Source organism: Actinomycetospora soli, assembly GCF_021026295.1.
Classification (GTDB): domain Bacteria; phylum Actinomycetota; class Actinomycetes; order Mycobacteriales; family Pseudonocardiaceae; genus Actinomycetospora; species Actinomycetospora soli.
The window spans coordinates 355,722-369,597 of the sequence record NZ_JAJNDA010000004.1 but is presented as its reverse complement, the minus strand read 5'-3'; the positions used below and the strand labels follow the sequence as shown (position 1 = coordinate 369,597).

15 protein-coding genes and 1 pseudogene are annotated in these 13,876 nt (G+C 75.2%); 8 read left to right on the top strand and 8 right to left on the bottom strand.

The features are described from left to right. Positions 1 to 21 precede the first annotated feature (21 nt). A complete protein-coding gene (locus tag LN037_RS08790) occupies positions 22 to 297 on the top strand; it encodes a hypothetical protein (RefSeq protein ID WP_230751547.1) in 276 nt (91 codons plus the stop codon). Positions 298 to 322: 25 nt separating this feature from the next. On the opposite strand, the gene LN037_RS08785 is transcribed toward LN037_RS08790, so the two are convergent. Beyond that, positions 323 to 1,342, bottom strand: coding sequence for an LLM class flavin-dependent oxidoreductase (locus LN037_RS08785; RefSeq protein WP_230751546.1), 1,020 nt, complete (start codon positions 1,340 to 1,342; stop codon positions 323 to 325). A gap of 154 nt (positions 1,343 to 1,496) precedes the next feature. Between LN037_RS08785 and LN037_RS08780 the strand changes: the two genes are divergently transcribed. The 3 genes from LN037_RS08780 to LN037_RS08770 are packed head-to-tail and all read left to right on the top strand — an operon-like array spanning position 1,497 to position 3,438. Next, a complete protein-coding gene (locus LN037_RS08780; protein WP_230751545.1) occupies positions 1,497 to 2,126 on the top strand; it encodes a maleylpyruvate isomerase family mycothiol-dependent enzyme in 630 nt (209 codons plus the stop codon). A gap of 5 nt (positions 2,127 to 2,131) precedes the next feature. Further along, entirely contained in the window at positions 2,132 to 2,482 is a 351-nt protein-coding gene (locus LN037_RS08775; protein WP_230751544.1) for a VOC family protein, read from the top strand. Next, positions 2,479 to 3,438, top strand: a complete 960-nt coding sequence (locus tag LN037_RS08770; protein ID WP_230751543.1) for an adenosine deaminase family protein — start codon at positions 2,479 to 2,481, stop codon at positions 3,436 to 3,438. Before LN037_RS08775 ends, LN037_RS08770 begins: the two co-directional genes overlap by 4 nt. Before the next feature lie 435 nt (positions 3,439 to 3,873). On the opposite strand, the pseudogene LN037_RS08765 reads toward LN037_RS08770, so the two are convergent. The 3 genes and pseudogenes from LN037_RS08765 to LN037_RS08755 form a co-directional block, all read right to left on the bottom strand. Continuing rightward, a pseudogene (locus tag LN037_RS08765) lies at positions 3,874 to 4,737 on the bottom strand (DUF222 domain-containing protein); the annotation flags it as partial. A 299-nt stretch (positions 4,738 to 5,036) separates the two neighbouring features. Beyond that, positions 5,037 to 5,906, bottom strand: a complete 870-nt coding sequence (locus LN037_RS08760) for a DUF4097 family beta strand repeat-containing protein (RefSeq protein ID WP_230751542.1) — start codon at positions 5,904 to 5,906, stop codon at positions 5,037 to 5,039. Positions 5,907 to 5,926: 20 nt separating this feature from the next. Then, entirely contained in the window at positions 5,927 to 6,439 is a 513-nt protein-coding gene (locus LN037_RS08755) for a hypothetical protein (RefSeq protein ID WP_230751541.1), read from the bottom strand. Between the two features lie 167 nt (positions 6,440 to 6,606). On the opposite strand from LN037_RS08755, the gene LN037_RS08750 reads away from it, so the two are divergent. Next, a complete protein-coding gene (locus LN037_RS08750) occupies positions 6,607 to 8,184 on the top strand; it encodes an ABC-F family ATP-binding cassette domain-containing protein (protein WP_230751540.1) in 1,578 nt (525 codons plus the stop codon). 53 nt (positions 8,185 to 8,237) lie between these two features. Here the strand turns inward: LN037_RS08750 and LN037_RS08745 are convergent, their stop codons facing one another. From LN037_RS08745 to LN037_RS08735, 3 genes are read right to left on the bottom strand one after another with little or no spacing between them, the layout of a single operon-like run. Then, positions 8,238 to 9,002 carry an isocitrate lyase/PEP mutase family protein gene (locus LN037_RS08745; protein ID WP_230751539.1) on the bottom strand — a complete coding sequence of 255 codons (765 nt, stop codon included), beginning with the start codon at positions 9,000 to 9,002 and terminating at the stop codon, positions 8,238 to 8,240. A gap of 47 nt (positions 9,003 to 9,049) precedes the next feature. Next, complete coding sequence (locus LN037_RS08740) at positions 9,050 to 9,946, bottom strand: serine hydrolase (protein WP_230751538.1); 897 nt, start codon at positions 9,944 to 9,946, stop codon at positions 9,050 to 9,052. Next, complete coding sequence (locus tag LN037_RS08735; protein ID WP_230751537.1) at positions 9,943 to 10,812, bottom strand: LysR family transcriptional regulator; 870 nt, start codon at positions 10,810 to 10,812, stop codon at positions 9,943 to 9,945. The genes LN037_RS08740 and LN037_RS08735 overlap by 4 nt, the downstream gene beginning before the upstream one ends. Before the next feature lie 85 nt (positions 10,813 to 10,897). On the opposite strand from LN037_RS08735, the gene bla reads away from it, so the two are divergent. The 3 genes from bla to LN037_RS08720 all read left to right on the top strand — a co-directional run bounded on the left by bla (position 10,898) and on the right by LN037_RS08720 (position 13,373). Next, positions 10,898 to 11,782 (top strand): class A beta-lactamase, encoded by an 885-nt coding sequence (bla, locus tag LN037_RS08730; RefSeq protein WP_230751536.1) that lies wholly within the window; start codon positions 10,898 to 10,900, stop codon positions 11,780 to 11,782. 155 nt (positions 11,783 to 11,937) lie between these two features. Then, the gene (locus tag LN037_RS08725; RefSeq protein WP_230751535.1) at positions 11,938 to 12,645 is read left to right on the top strand and encodes a GPP34 family phosphoprotein; all 708 of its coding nucleotides are present in this window, start codon (positions 11,938 to 11,940) and stop codon (positions 12,643 to 12,645) included. 113 nt (positions 12,646 to 12,758) lie between these two features. Then, positions 12,759 to 13,373, top strand: a complete 615-nt coding sequence (locus LN037_RS08720; RefSeq protein ID WP_230751534.1) for a hypothetical protein — start codon at positions 12,759 to 12,761, stop codon at positions 13,371 to 13,373. Between the two features lie 2 nt (positions 13,374 to 13,375). Here LN037_RS08720 and LN037_RS08715 read toward each other — a convergent pair whose 3' ends face one another. Continuing rightward, positions 13,376 to 13,840 (bottom strand): hypothetical protein, encoded by a 465-nt coding sequence (locus LN037_RS08715; RefSeq protein ID WP_230751629.1) that lies wholly within the window; start codon positions 13,838 to 13,840, stop codon positions 13,376 to 13,378. Positions 13,841 to 13,876: the final 36 nt, after the last annotated feature.

The following is a 13,876-nucleotide window of genomic DNA, read 5'->3' as shown; positions in this document are numbered from 1 at the left end:
GTGATCGGGGACACTCCCGGCATGGACAAGTACCGGGTCCTCCTGATGACCGACCTGACCCGCCTCGACGAGGACGGGCTGGCCGACCTCTACGAGCGGCTCGTCGAGGTCGGCGGCGTCCCGACCGTGCCGGCGGGGGTCCTCGAGGTCACCGGCACCACGGAGGCGTCGGACGCCCGGGCGGCCGTCGCGGAGGTGGGCCGCGTCCTCGAGCGCGCCCTGACGGCGATGAACCGCCCGTGCCGCGTCATCGGGGTGCAGGCGGGGGAGGTCATCGCCCCGTCGCGGGTGAGCTGACCCGCGACGGGGGACGGGGCACCGGTCAGCGCCAGCCCAGCTCCGGGGCGAGGTGGGTGAGCACGCTCTCGATCACGTGGGCGTTGTAGTCCACGCCGAGCTGGTTGGGAACCGTGAGCAGCAGCGTGTCGGCCGCGGCGATCGCCTCGTCCTCGGCGAGCTCGGCGATCAGCTTGTCCGGCTCGCCGGCGTAGGTCTTCCCGAAGCGGGCGTTGCCGCCGTCGAGGTGGCCGACCTGGTCGGTCGAGTGCCGCTCGCGCCAGAACAGCTGCTTGTCGGTCTCGGAGACGATCGGGAAGACGCTGCGGCTGACCGAGACGCGCGGGGTGCCCTCGTGGCCGGCGGCGTCCCAGGCGTCGCGGAAGCGCTGGATCTGCTCGGCCTGCAGGCGGTGGAACGGCACGCCGGTGTCCTCGGTGAGCAGGGTCGAGCTCATGAGGTTCATGCCCTGCTCGCCGGCCCACTCGGCGGTCGCGCGGCTGCCCGCGCCCCACCAGATGCGCTCGCGCAGGCCCTCCGAGTACGGCTCGATGCGCAGCAGCCCGGGCGGGTTGGCGAACATCGGCCGCGGGTTCGGCTGCGCGAAGCCCTCGCCCTTCAGGGCCTCGAGGAAGTACCGCGTGTGCTCGCGGGCCATGTCCGCGTCGGTCTGGCCCTCGGCCGGCTGGTAGCCGAAGTAGCGGTACCCGTCGACGACCTGCTCGGGGGAGCCCCGGCTGATGCCGAGCTGGAGCCTGCCGCCGGAGATGAGGTCGGCCGCGCCCGCGTCCTCCGCCATGTACAGCGGGTTCTCGTAGCGCATGTCGATGATCCCGGTGCCCAGCTCGATCGTCGTGGTGCGCGCTCCGGCCGCGGCGAGCAGCGGGAACGGCGAGGCGAGCTGCTGGGCGAAGTGGTGCACCCGGAAGTAGGCGCCGTCGGCGCCGAGCTCCTCGGCGGCGACCGCGAGCTCGATCGACTGCAGCAGGGAGTCCTTGGCCGACCGCACCATCGAGTGCGACGACGGCGACCAGTGCCCGAACGAGAGGAACCCGATCTTCTTCACGCTTGAAGGAACAAGTCTCGGTGCGGTCTCATTCCCTCGATCCGAGATCCGCTCCAGCGGAGCGATGTGCTCGCTCAGCGAGCACATCGCTCCGCAGACCAGGATCTTCGCGTCGGGCCGATGATTCCCGACGGCGGGTGGAGTCGTCTCCGGCATGACACGCGTGGCGATGCTCGACGACGTGGCGGCCGAACGGCTCGCGCTGGCGGACGAACTCGAGGGCCTGACCGAGGAGCAGTGGGCGACGCCCTCGTTGTGCGCGGGCTGGACCGTGCGCGACGTGGCGGCGCACCTGACCTTGTCGACCCGGACGACCGTGCCCCGCTTCGCGTGGGCGGCGCTGCGCGCCCGGGGTGACGTCGACCGGGCGTTCGCGGACGAGGCCCGGGAGCGTGCCCGACGGTTGTCCCCGGTCGAGCTGGTGGGGCAGCTCCGGGCGATGGCGCACGTCGATCGGCGACTCCGGCTGTCCGGGCCGCTCGACCCGCTCAACGACCTCCTGGTGCACCGACAGGACATCGCCGTCCCGCTCGGACACGGCGTCGACGTGCTGGTGTCGCGGGTGGCGCCGTGTCTGGCGCACACCTGGTCCGCACCGTTCGTCGGGGCGGCGAAGCGCTTCGCCGGCCTGCGGGTCGTGGCGACCGACTGCGACTGGACCGAGGGGGAGGGGCCGGAGGTGCGTGGCCCGGCGTCGGGGCTGCTCCTGGCGCTCAACGGCCGCCGCGCCGGGCTGGACCGTCTCGAGGGGCCTGGCCTGGAGGTGGCGCGGAGCCGACACTGATCATCGTGTTCACGGACATCCACCACGTGCAGCTCGCGATGCCGGCGGGCCGGGAGGACGAGGCCCGGGCGTTCTTCGTGGGGGCGCTGGGGATGACCGAGATCGAGAAACCACCCGTGCTCGCCGCTCGGGGCGGGGCGTGGTTCCGCGGCGGGGGCGTGGAGCTGCACCTCGGCGTCGAGGAGCCGTTCGCCCCGGCCCGCAAGGCGCACCCGGGCCTCGTCGTGGACGACATCGCCGAAGTGGCCCGCCGCGTCGGGCAGGACGTCACGTGGGACGACGACTTCCCGGGGTTCCGCCGCTTCTACGCCCACGACCCGTTCGGCAACCGGCTCGAGTTCCTGCAGCCCCGGTGAACGCCGACCTGCGAGCGCTGCCGAAGGCCCACCTGCACGTCCACCTCATGGGCTCGATCCGCCCGTCGACGTACGCCGAGCTGGGCGGGGAGGTCGCGTTCCCGGCGCGGTACGGCTCGTGGGACGAGTTCGTCGCCGCCTACCGGGCGACGAAGGACGTGCTGCGCTCCCCGGCGGACCTGCACCGGCTCGTCGTCGAGCTGGTGGCGGACTCGGCCGCGGACGGTGCGGCCTGGACCGAGGTGAGCATCTCGCCGTCCGGCCGGCACCGACGGCTGACCGGCTCCGACGAGGCCACGATGGAGATCGTCTGCGACGCAGTGGCGTCGGCGTCGGTGTCGGGGTCTGCGGGCATCGTGGTGGGGATCGACCGGGAACGGGACGCCGCGGACCCGGACCGCATGGCGCTGCTGGCGGCGGCGTGGGCCGACCGGGGCGTCGTCGGGCTCGGCGTCGCCGGGGACGAGACCGCCCCGATCGCGCCCTTCGCCCGGGCGGCGGCGATCGCTCGCGACGCGGGCCTCCTCGTCGTGCCGCACTCCGGCGAACTCTGCGGCCCGGAGTCGATCCAGGAGGACCTCCGGGTGCTGCGGCCGGACCGGCTCATGCACGGCGTGCGGGCGGTGGAGGACCCGGAGCTGGTCCGTGAGCTCGCCAACCGCGGGATCACGCTCGACGTCGGGATCCGCTCCAACGTCGCGCTCGGAGTGGCCGCCGACCTGGCGTCGCACCCCCTGCCCGCACTGGTCCGCGCCGGCGTGCCGTGCTCGATCAACGCCGACGACACGTTGCTGTTCGGCACCGGGCTGGCGCGCGAGTACGAACTCGCACGGCAGCTCGGTCTCACCGACGCGGAACTCGCCGACGTCGCCCGGGCGTCGCTGCTCGGCTCGGCGGCGCCGCCGTCCGTGCGGGACGCGGCGCTCGCCGGGATCGAGGCGTGGCTGGCGGGCTGAACCGCTCATGGTCCGGCTCGGCTGGTGTAGGTGTGTCCGGTCGGGGTGGTGGTCCGGACGGTGTGCGGATGCGGCCCGAACCCGTCGTGGAGCAGTTCGGTGACCCACCCGGGCAGTTCTTTGAGGTGGTTGCCGCGCACGCAGTTCCCGCGCCCGTTGCCGAGGCTGGTCGGGCCACCGGCTCTCTTGCCCGTGATGTGGTCGGTATGCCGGAATCGGCGCCCCGCAGAACGGGTCGCGGCACATGCCGTGATCCCGCAGGGCGATCAGGGTGGCGAGGAATCCGTCGAAGTAGCGGCGGCGGGGGTCGCCGCCGACCAGGCCACCGTGGGCGGGGTGGGCGAACAGCCGCCGCCACCACCGGTGCCCGCCGGTGTGGCGCAGCAGGTCGGTGACGATCCCCGCCGGCAAGGGTCCGTGCCCGACGAGTTCGCCGGGGCTGGCGCTGTCGGGGTCGGTGATCGCGTCGAGCGGGAGGACGATGCCGACCTCGACGTTGACGTCCTCGGCCAACACTTGTCCGGTGAGTCGTTCGACGAGGGTGTCGGCGATGATCTGGTCGCGGGTGCGGTCGTCGGTGTCCCCGGTCGCGATGAGGCTGTCGGCGTATTTCCGGAGGGCGGCGAGGCAGGCCACACCCTGCTCCACCGGCAGCAGCCCCGACAGCACGCTCATGGTGTCCGGGGCGGGGCGCAGCGTCACCCGCCGGTCCTGGCGGGCCTTGCGGGCGCGGTCGGTGAAGCCTTGCGGGTCGGCCTGGTAGGCGAGTTTCTTCACCGCCGCCTCCGCCTGTTTACGGCCCATGCCCTCGAGGCCGAGTTCGGCGATCTCCTTGTCCACCAACGCCCGCAGCTCCGGGTCCAGGTGCGAGGTCACGGACACGACGTGTTCGGCGAGCTGCTCCGAGATGCGCCCGACCACCAGCAGCGCCCGCGTGCACGGCAGATCCGTGGCGAGTGCACGCGCGACGCGGAGGCGACGGTCGCCGACGTGGGGGGAGACGTGCGCGGCCAGCGCGATCTGGTCGGCGATCCCCCGGCCGAGCTTCTCCGGATCCAACCGACCCTCGGCGACGAGTTCGATCTGGGCTTCGACCTGAGCGCGACCGAACGCGACGATCGCGGTGTGCTGCGCCGCCGCCAGCGCCGCCCGGGCTCGTTCCAGGACGGCGATGCGGTCGATGCACGCCGCGCCCCCATCGGACAGCGGGTCGGTGGGTAGCTCGGCGAGTTCGGCGAGGCGGGCGAGCAACGCGGTCAGCTCCACACTGACCGGGTCCACCACCTCGTTCGAACTCATGTTCGCAAGCTAGCAGCCACCCCCGACAATCACGGCCGGTTCGAGCCCACGACCTGCGACGATGCGGCAAAGCTGTCACTGGACGCCAGCAACGACGCTTTCCTGCCGAGAGCAGAGGGCGACGACCACGTGCTGGTCGGCATCCGGTGACTCAACGCCGCTCGTAGCCTCGCCGCGCAGACGTAGCCGCCGACGCCGATCACCACGCACCGCCGAGCGCCGTCAGCCATGTCGTGGCGGGGAGCGGGCTGCCGAGCAGCAGCCCACGGAGCGCAGGCCGCGGGTGACGACGGCGGTGGTCATGCGGACTCCTCCTCGACGAGCGCGTCGGCGTGGCGCAGGACGATGTCCCCGAGCGAGGTCCGGGCCCGCACGGCGGCGGTCTCGGCCGCGTCGCCGGGGGCGTCGACGGTGTCGAGCCGGTTGTCGATGTGGCCGAAGCGGGTGGACACGTCCAGGTGGGCCGCGCTGCCCCGGCACAGCGCGAGTTCCACCCGGCCGTTGCTGGTCTCGACGTCGACCTCGCCCCGGGCGATGCCGTCCACCACGACGTCGCCGTTCGCCGTGCGGGCCTGCACGTCGGAGTGCGGGTCGGTGACGGTGATGTCGCCGTTCGCGGAGCGGGCGGTGACCGCCGCCCCGGCCGAGCCGACCACGGTCGCCCCGTTGCTGTTGGTCACCGCGACCCGTCCGCGGACCTTGCCCACGTGGATCCGACCGGTGCCGGTGAGCGTGGCGTCGCCGTCCACGCGGGCGACGACCATGGTGCCGGTGGTCGCGAGTTCCGCGTCGCCGACCACGTCGAGCGCCAGCGCGCCGACCGACGTCTTCACCCGGCAGGCGCCGAGGGCGCCGCTGGTCCGCACGTCGAGGACCTGTCCCTCGGCGCCCAGCGCCGACCCGGTGGGCAGGTCGACGGTGACGTCGATGCTGCCGCCACCGCCGGTCGGTCGGAAGCGGCGCAGGAGGCGGGCGCCGGTGATCGTCAGCGTGGTCCCGACGAGGTCGACCCGCGTGCGCTCGGCGGCCGCGAGGTCGTCGTCGTCCCCGAGGTCGCCGGGGGTGATCACGACGACCGTGTCGGTCCGGTCCGAGGCGCGGACGGTCAGGTCGGCCGAGACGGCCGTGAGGTTCACCTCGACGGGGTCGGGGGTGTCGTAGCGGGTCATGGGTCCCTCCTGGTCCCGGGTCATCGGACCCAACCGGTGAAGCTCTGCCGGGCGCGCCGCCCGCGGGGCGAGGCGGCGTCCCCGGTCCCGGTGGCGAGGGCGGCCGAGGCGGCCCGCACCAGCCAGGCGTTGGTCGAGAGGTGCTCGCGGCCGGCGGCGTCCTCGACCCGGGCCTTCAGCGCGTCGGGCAGGCGGAGATTGATGCGCGTGGTGGGGCCGGCGTCGAGCTCCAGCGTGGTCTCGACCTCCGGCTCAGCGGTGGCTCCGGACGGTGCCGGGTCTGGCTCAGTGGCCGGCGGAACGACGACGAAGCCCGGCTCCCGGCCCCGCAGGCGCACCTCGACCGAGCCGGGTGCGAGGTCCCGGGTGATCTCGTCGGCGGCCTCCGCGAGCGCCTCGAGCAGGACGAGTCGCACGGACGAGGAGAGCGAGGCCGACAGTCGTGCGGCCACGACGCGGGTCTCCTCGCCACCGGACTCGGCGGCGAGGGCGAGCTCGTCGGCCAGACGGTCGACGAAGGGAGACAGGTCCATGTGAGCCACAATGGCACCACTGTGGCTCAGTCGCAATCGTCTTGCGCTGCCACGTAATCTCGCCGGTGTGTTGATCCAGTCGATGAGGCTCCGCACCCGCCGCTGACGGCGGCGCCCTCTCCCACGACCCGCTCCGCCGTCCCGGCCAGCCGCCGGGCGGTCGATCCGTGCTGCCCGGCTCCGCCTCCGACGTCCCGGAGCCCCTGGTGCACACCACCCACACCCACGTCCGCGCCGAGCACGTCGAGGTCACCCTCGGCGGGCGTCGCGTCCTCTCCGACGTGTCGCTGACCGTCTCCGCCCGCTCCCGCGTCGCCGTCGTCGGCGAGAACGGCCGCGGCAAGACCACCCTGCTGCACGTGCTCGCCGGCCTGCTCGCGCCGGACGCGGGCACGGTCCACCGGACGGGCGCGATCGGCCTCGCGCAGCAGGATCTCGCGCCCCACGGCACCGTCCGCACCCTCACCGACGCCGCCGTCGGTCCCGCTCGGGCCGCGCTCGCCGAGCTCGACGCCGCCACGGAACCCTTCGACGACCACCGCTACGCCGCCGCGCTCGACCGCGCCGTCGCGCTGGACGCGTGGGACGCCGAACGCCGGGTCGACCTCGCCCTCGAGGCGCTGCACGCCTGCACCGACCGCGACCGCGAGCTGGCCACGCTCTCCGTCGGCCAGCGCTACCGCGTCCGGCTGGCCTGCCTGCTCGGTGCGCGGCACGACCTGCTGCTGCTCGACGAGCCCACCAACCACCTCGACACCGACGGGCTCGCCTTCCTCACCGCCCGCCTGCGCGAGCACGACGGCGGGTTCGCCCTGGTCAGCCACGACCGCGCGCTGCTGCGCGACGTCGCGGAGGAGGTCCTCGACCTCGATCCCACCCGTGACGGCCGGCCCCGTACGTACGTCGGCGGCTACGACGGCTGGCGCGCGGGCCGTCGTCGGGAACGCGAGCGCTGGGAGCACGACCACGCCGAGCAGCAGGCCGAACACCGCCGCCTCACCGAGGCCGTCGACCGGGCCCGCGACCGACTCAGCACCGGCTGGCGCCCGGACAAGGGCACGGGGAAGCACCAGCGGCAGTCGCACGCCCCCGGCGTCGTCCAGGCCCTCCGGCGCGACCAGGAGGCGCTCGCCGCGCACCGCCTCGACGTCCCGGAGCCACCGGCCCGGCTCCGCTGGCCCGACCTGCCGTCGGGGACGGGGACCCTCGTGGAGCTGGACCGGGCGGGCGTCGCGGGACGGCTCGACCCGCGGTCGATCCGGATCGGCCCGGCGGACCGCCTGCTCGTCACCGGCCCGAACGGCGCGGGGAAGTCGACCCTGCTGGCGCTCCTCGCCGGGGAGCTGTTCCCGACGGCAGGTGCGGTCCGTCCCCGGGCGCGGGTCGGGTTCCTGGCGCAGGAGGCGCCGCCGTGGCCCCCGGAGCTCACGCCCTGGCAGCTGCACGAGCGCGAGGCCGGCGCGGACGCCGTGGCCCTGGCGGCCACCGGGCTGCTGGACGCCGAGGCGCGGCGCACGCCGGTCGGGCGGCTCTCGCAGGGGCAGCGACGGCGGCTCCAGCTCGCGCTCGTGCTCGCCCGGCGGCCGGACCTCCTGATCGTCGACGAGCCGACCAACCACCTGTCCGCCGCGCTCGTCGACGAGCTGACCGCGGGCCTGCTCGCGACCCCGGCCGCCGTCGTCGTCGCGACCCACGACCGGCAGCTGCTCGCCGACCTGGCGGGCTGGGAGGTGCTCCGCCTGTGAGTACTTCTGACGGCTATCACCGTCAGAAGTACTCACGGGCGCGCAGCGCACCCCTAGTTCAGCTTCCGCACGCCCTCGGCGAGCCCGCCGCCGTCGTAGGCGCGCTCGGCCAGCTCCGCGAGCGCGGTCAGCGCCGTGTTCTGCGACCACGGGCCGAAGGAGATCCGGGCGAGCCCGATGCGCTGCGCCGCCTCCTGCGAGATCGACCCGGGGATGCCGATCATGTTGACCTTGCGCTCGCCCAGGGCGCCCACCAGCTCGGTCCACTGGTCCTCGGTGAGCTTGCCGGGCACGAAGAAGTTCGAGGCGCCCGCGTCGAGGTAGGCGCGCCCGCGCTCGATGGCCTCCTTCAAGGGGTCCTGGGCGTCGCCCTTGAGGAACGCGTCGGTCCGCGCGTTCAGCACGAAGTCGACGCCCTCCTTCTGGGCCGCTGCCACCGCCGCCTCGACGGCCTTCACCGCGTCGGGCAGCGGCTTCATCTGGTCCTCGAGGTTCGCCCCGACGATCCCGACGCCGATGGCGCGCGCGATCGTGCCGCCCGGGTCGCCGTAGCCGCCCTCGAGGTCGGCGGAGACCGGCAGCGAGGTCTGGCGGGCGATCAGGCCGACCTCGGCGATCATCTCGTCGCGGGGGATGTTCTCCCCGTCCTCGTAGCCGCGCGACGCCGCGATGCCGTGGCTGGCGGTCGCGAGGGCCTTCGTACCCGGGATCTCGGAGACGACCTTCGCGGTGATCGCGTCCCAGACGTTCACGACGCGCAGCAGCTCCGGCGCGGCGTGCAGCGCCTGGAGGTCCTTGGCCTTGTCAGCGGTGCTCATGTCGGCAGACAACCGAGATTGTGCACAACCGATTTCCGGCTGTGCGCTCAGTCACCCAGACGGAGGGCCGTGACCGCCAGCCGCGCGACCTCCCCGATCGCCGCGTCCACCCCGGGGAGCACCCGCTCCGGACGCGCGGCCAGCGTGAACACCGCGACCGCCACCGGCGCCTCGCCGGGGAACTCGACCACGCCGACCTCGTTGCGCAGAGCGCCCAGCGTCCCGGTCTTCCCGGAGCACCGGACCTCGTCGAACGGGAACCCGGAGGCCAGCCGTGCGCGGGAGACCTGCAGTCCCAGCAGCCGTCGGGCGAACGCGCACGACGACGGCGACGCGGCCTCGTCGCGCCACAGCAGCGAGAGCAGCGTCGTCATGTCGCGGGGGGTCGTGGCACTGCCGAGGACCGGGTCGTACGCCGAGGGCGGCGGCGGGTCGTCCGGGTCCGCCAGCCGGGCCGTGGCCGCGGCGGCGTCGGTGACCCCGAGCTCGGCGGCGAGGGCGGCGAACGTCGCGTCCGCGCGCTCGACCCGCGTGCGGCGGATTCCGAGGTCGGCGAGCGCGGCGTGGACCCGCGGCAGCCCGAGCACGTCGAGCAGGACGTCCGCGGCGGCGTTGTCGGACACCGTGGTCATCGACGTGGCGAGGTCGCGCAGCGACATCGTCACGGGGTCGGCGAGCACCGACAGCCCGGTGGGTCCGTCCGTGCGCGACGACGGGTCGACCGTCACCGACGCCCGCGGGTCGAGGTCCCCGGCGTCGAACGCGCGCACGAGCGCCACCAGCACCGGGAGCTTGAAGACCGATGCCATCGTCACCGGTTCGTCGGCGCGGACCCCCAGCTCCGGCCCGTCCGCCCCGACCACGCGCGCGTGCACCGCGCCGCGCACGCCGGCGTCGGCCAGGACGGCGCGGATCCCGACGGTCGCCTCCGCCACGAGGCTCACCGCCGGTCCTCCGCCCGCAGCACGGCGTCGACCGCCTCGCGGACGGCCTCTTCGGGCGGGGCGCCCGGGTGCCAGACGACGCGGACCCGGATCGGGATCGGGTCCGCCGGATCGAGCGCCGCGACGCCGGGGGCGGCCGGTGCCACGGGGGAGCCGACGCTGAACGCCCGGTCGGCGGCCACCGCGGCGAGCACGGTGCGGTCGTCCTCCGCGGCGATCACCCGCGGGCGGGCGCCGCGCCGGGCGACGGCGTCCACGAGCTGGTCGTGGGCCGCGGGATGGTGGGCGCGTGGCGGCAGGGCGAGGGGGAGGTCGCGCAGCGCCGCCCAGCGCAGGACACCGTCCGGTGCCCGGCCGGCCGGGACCAGGAGGCGGGTCGCGAGCCGCAGGACCGGCCCGGCCGCCAGGTCGGAGAGCACGCCGGGATGCCGGACGACGGCGAGGTCGCAGCGCCCCGCGCCGAGCCGGTCGGCCAGGTCGACCGTGCTCGCCACGACCGTCTCGACCCCTCGCCCCGACGCCGCACGCACGGCCGCGGCGAGGGCGGCGACGACCTCCGGGCGCAGGGCCTCGACCACCCCGAGCCGGAGCGCGACGCCCGCCTCGACCTGCTCGAGCGCGGTGCGCCGCAAGGCACCGGCCGCGGCGACGAGGGCCTCGGCGGGCTCCAGCAGCGCCTGGCCGACCGGGGTGAGCGTGACCTCGCGGGCGTTGCGCTCGAACAGCCGCGCCCCGAGGTGTGACTCGAGGCGCCGCAGGCCCTGCGACAGCGGCGGTTGCGTCATCCCGAGCCGGTCGGCGGCGCGCCCGAAGTGGCGCTCCTCGGCGATCGTCACGAAGAACGTCACGTGCCGGAGCAGGTCCACGAGCAGCGACGATAGTCGTGGGAGCATGAACGGACCGGGCATACGGACTTCGACAGACCCGGTTCGTCCTGCTTCGCTCCCGATCATGACCACTTCCCGACGACGGGTCCTCGCCCTCGGCGCCGCGGGCGTCGCCGTCCTCGCCGGCGGCTGCGCCGCCCCGGCACCGGGCCCGACCGCCCCGACGACCACCCCCGCCGTCGGGAACCCGTTCGGACCGGTCGAGGCCGCGATGGGCGGCCGGCTCGGGGTGTTCGCCGTCGACCTCGCGACCGGCCGGACGGCGGGTCACCGGGCCGACGAGCGCTTCCTGCTCTGCTCCACGTCGAAGATGCCGACCGCCGCGGCGATCCTGGCGGCGCGGGTGCCGCTCGACGAGGTGGTGCGGTACTCGCCGGCCGACCTGGTGCGGAACTCGCCGACCACCTCCCGGTCGACGTCGCTGACGGTCGGGGAGCTGTGCGCCGCGGCGATCACCGTCTCCGACAACACCGCCGAGAACCTCCTGCTCCGCCGCCTCGGCGGGCCGAAGGCCGTCCAGGGGTACCTGCGCTCGACCGGCGACGCGGTGACGAGCCTCGACCGCTACGAGCCGGAGCTCAACGCCCGCCAGGGCACGCTCGACACCTCCACCCCGCGGCAGATGGTGGCGACGCTGCAGGCCTGCACGCTCGGCGCCGGGCTCGACGAGGCCGGGCGGGCGCAGCTCCTCGACTGGCTCGTCGCCACCACCACGGGCGGACAGCGCATCCGGGCCGGGCTCCCGGCCGGGTGGCGGACCGGGGACAAGACCGGCAGCGGCGACGGCGGGGAGGTGAACGACGTGGCGATCACGTGGCCGTCCGAGCCGCCCGGCCGGCCGCCGGTCCTCCTCGCCGTCTACACCGAGCCCGCCGACCCGCGGTCCGACCGGGCCGTGCCGGCCGTCCCGGCGGCGACCACGGCGGCCGTCCGGGCCCTCGGGCTCTGACCCCGGCGTGTCGCCGGTGCGGCGCGGACGGGTGGTCGGTCCCGTGCGGCGACCGGTCGACCGGGGCGAAGATCGACGAAGGGTGAGGACGAGCGGTCGATCCGGGCGCCCGGTCGGGTGAGATCCCACCGGGTCGTGTGCCTACGCTGTCCGCCGTGCGTTCCGAACGATGGTCGGCCCCCACCCGGGAACTGACTCTGCCCGAGCGCATCGCCTGGGTGCTCGGCGACGAGGACGGCCGCCCCGTCTCGAGCCTCACCGAGCCGGCCGGGCTGCTCGTCGCGGCCGCGATGGTCGAGCTGCTGCTCGACGCCTCCCTGCTCGACGCGGGCACGACCTACCGGCGCGGGCCCGTCGAGCCGACCGACCCGCTGCTCTGCTGGGTCGCGGACGGCCTGCTGCGCCCCGGCGGGCACAAGAGCGACCTGGGCCACGCGGTCACCGGGCCGCGCGGCGCCCAGATGATCCGCCGCACGATGGACCGTCTCGTCGAACGCGGCCTCGCCCACCGGGAGCCGCGCCGCGTGTTCGGCTACCTCGCGATGCCGGTGTTCGGGTCGGCGCTGCGCGTGCACGAGACGGGCGCCCTGCACCACGACCGCGCGGTGGTGCGGCAGGTCCTCGACGGCGTCGACCCCGACGAGGACACCGCCATGGTCGTCGTCCTGCTCCACCACGGCCGCCGCGTCCGGGCCCTGCACCCGATCGACCCGGCGGCCGCCGCCGGGCGCGCCCGCGCGATCGCCGGTGGACGGTTCGTCCGGCCGGGGATCGACCAGGACATCGTCCGGCTGGTGAGCCCGACGGTGCAGACCGTGCTCGCCGCCCTCACGGCCACCGAGGTGCTCAGCTCCGGCGGCTGAGCGGACGGGCCCTACCACGCCCTCCGGACCCGGAACGTCGAGGGGTCCCGATCGGCGCCTCGGCGGTCTAGTCTCGTGACGTTCCGCGCGCCGCGTTCCTCCAGGGGGCAGCCATGCCGACCACGCAGCCGTCGTCCGCCACGCCCGAGGGGCTCCCCGTGCTGGAGGCCGGCGCCCACCGTGACGCCCGCTCCGGGAGCTGCGTCATGGAGTACGTCTCCGTGCTGGCCGGCGAACGCTTCACCGACCGTCCGCACTGCACGCACCCGGCCGTCGCCGCCCTCGCCTGGCAGGTCAACGACGCCGTCTCCCACGAGGTGCGCCAGCAGCTGGGGCTGCGCGCGGTCGACCTCGTCGGGGCCGGCCGCGACGCCGACGGGCCGGTGCGCCCGCTCGTCCTCGCCGCCGTGGCCCGGGCCGGGCTCGCCCTCGACCCCGGGAACCGCTTCTTCGCCCGTCTGGTCCGCCGCGTCGACGCCGCGCAGGAGCGGGCCGCCGCCCGCCGCGCGGCCGGACGGGACGCCGGGGACGGGGCCGGGGGCCGCATCGCGACCCTGCTGCACGTCGGGCCGGTCAACCACGCCTGCGCCCACCTGCTCGTCGCCGCCCGCGCCGCCGGGCTCGACGGTCCGGCGCGCGACGCGATGATGCTGGCGCTGCTCGACGACTGCCTGACCTCGGTGCGGGGCGTGCGCGCCGCGGCGCCGACGCCCGCCGTCACCGGCTGAGCTCAGCCGAGCTGCACGCACACCCCGGCGACGACCTTCAGGCACACCTCCAGCGCGGGCCCGGGGGCGCGGGTGGCCGCGGGTGCGGCCGGGGCCGCCGGTGCCGCGCTCCGTACCGCCGGGGCCGGGCTCGCGGGGGCCGGTGGCGTTCCCGACGACGGGTCGGCGGGCTCGGGGGCGCGGGCGGCGGGAGCGCCCTCGGGCGCCCGGGTCGGTGCCGGCGTCGCCGGTGCGGACGCGGCGGGGACGGCCGACGGTCCGGGCGTCGGCGGCGGCACCGTGCCGACCACGGCCAGTGGGGCCAGCGGCACGGTCGGCGCGCCGACGCCGTCCGGCGCGGCCGGGGCCGGCGTCGAGACGGTCGACGCGTCCGCGTCCTCCGCGACCCGGGTGAGCACCGTGGCCAGCTGGGCCACGACCATCATCGCGAGGGCGCCCGCCGCCACGGCGAGCAGGATCCGGCGCACGCCCCCGTGATCGGGCGGCCCGCGTCGGTCATTACC

Bases quoted from the DNA above. Each gene is read 5' to 3' on its own strand.
- LN037_RS08790 (WP_230751547.1), top strand. From the start codon at position 22: ATGGACAAGTACCGGGTCCTCCTGATGACCGACCTGACCCGCCTCGAC.
- LN037_RS08780 (WP_230751545.1), top strand. From the start codon at position 1,497: ATGACACGCGTGGCGATGCTCGACGACGTGGCGGCCGAACGGCTCGCG.
- LN037_RS08760 (WP_230751542.1), bottom strand. From the start codon at position 5,906: ATGACCCGCTACGACACCCCCGACCCCGTCGAGGTGAACCTCACGGCC.
- LN037_RS08755 (WP_230751541.1), bottom strand. From the start codon at position 6,439: ATGGACCTGTCTCCCTTCGTCGACCGTCTGGCCGACGAGCTCGCCCTC.
- LN037_RS08745 (WP_230751539.1), bottom strand. From the start codon at position 9,002: ATGAGCACCGCTGACAAGGCCAAGGACCTCCAGGCGCTGCACGCCGCG.
- bla (WP_230751536.1), top strand. From the start codon at position 10,898: ATGACCACTTCCCGACGACGGGTCCTCGCCCTCGGCGCCGCGGGCGTC.
- LN037_RS08720 (WP_230751534.1), top strand. From the start codon at position 12,759: ATGCCGACCACGCAGCCGTCGTCCGCCACGCCCGAGGGGCTCCCCGTG.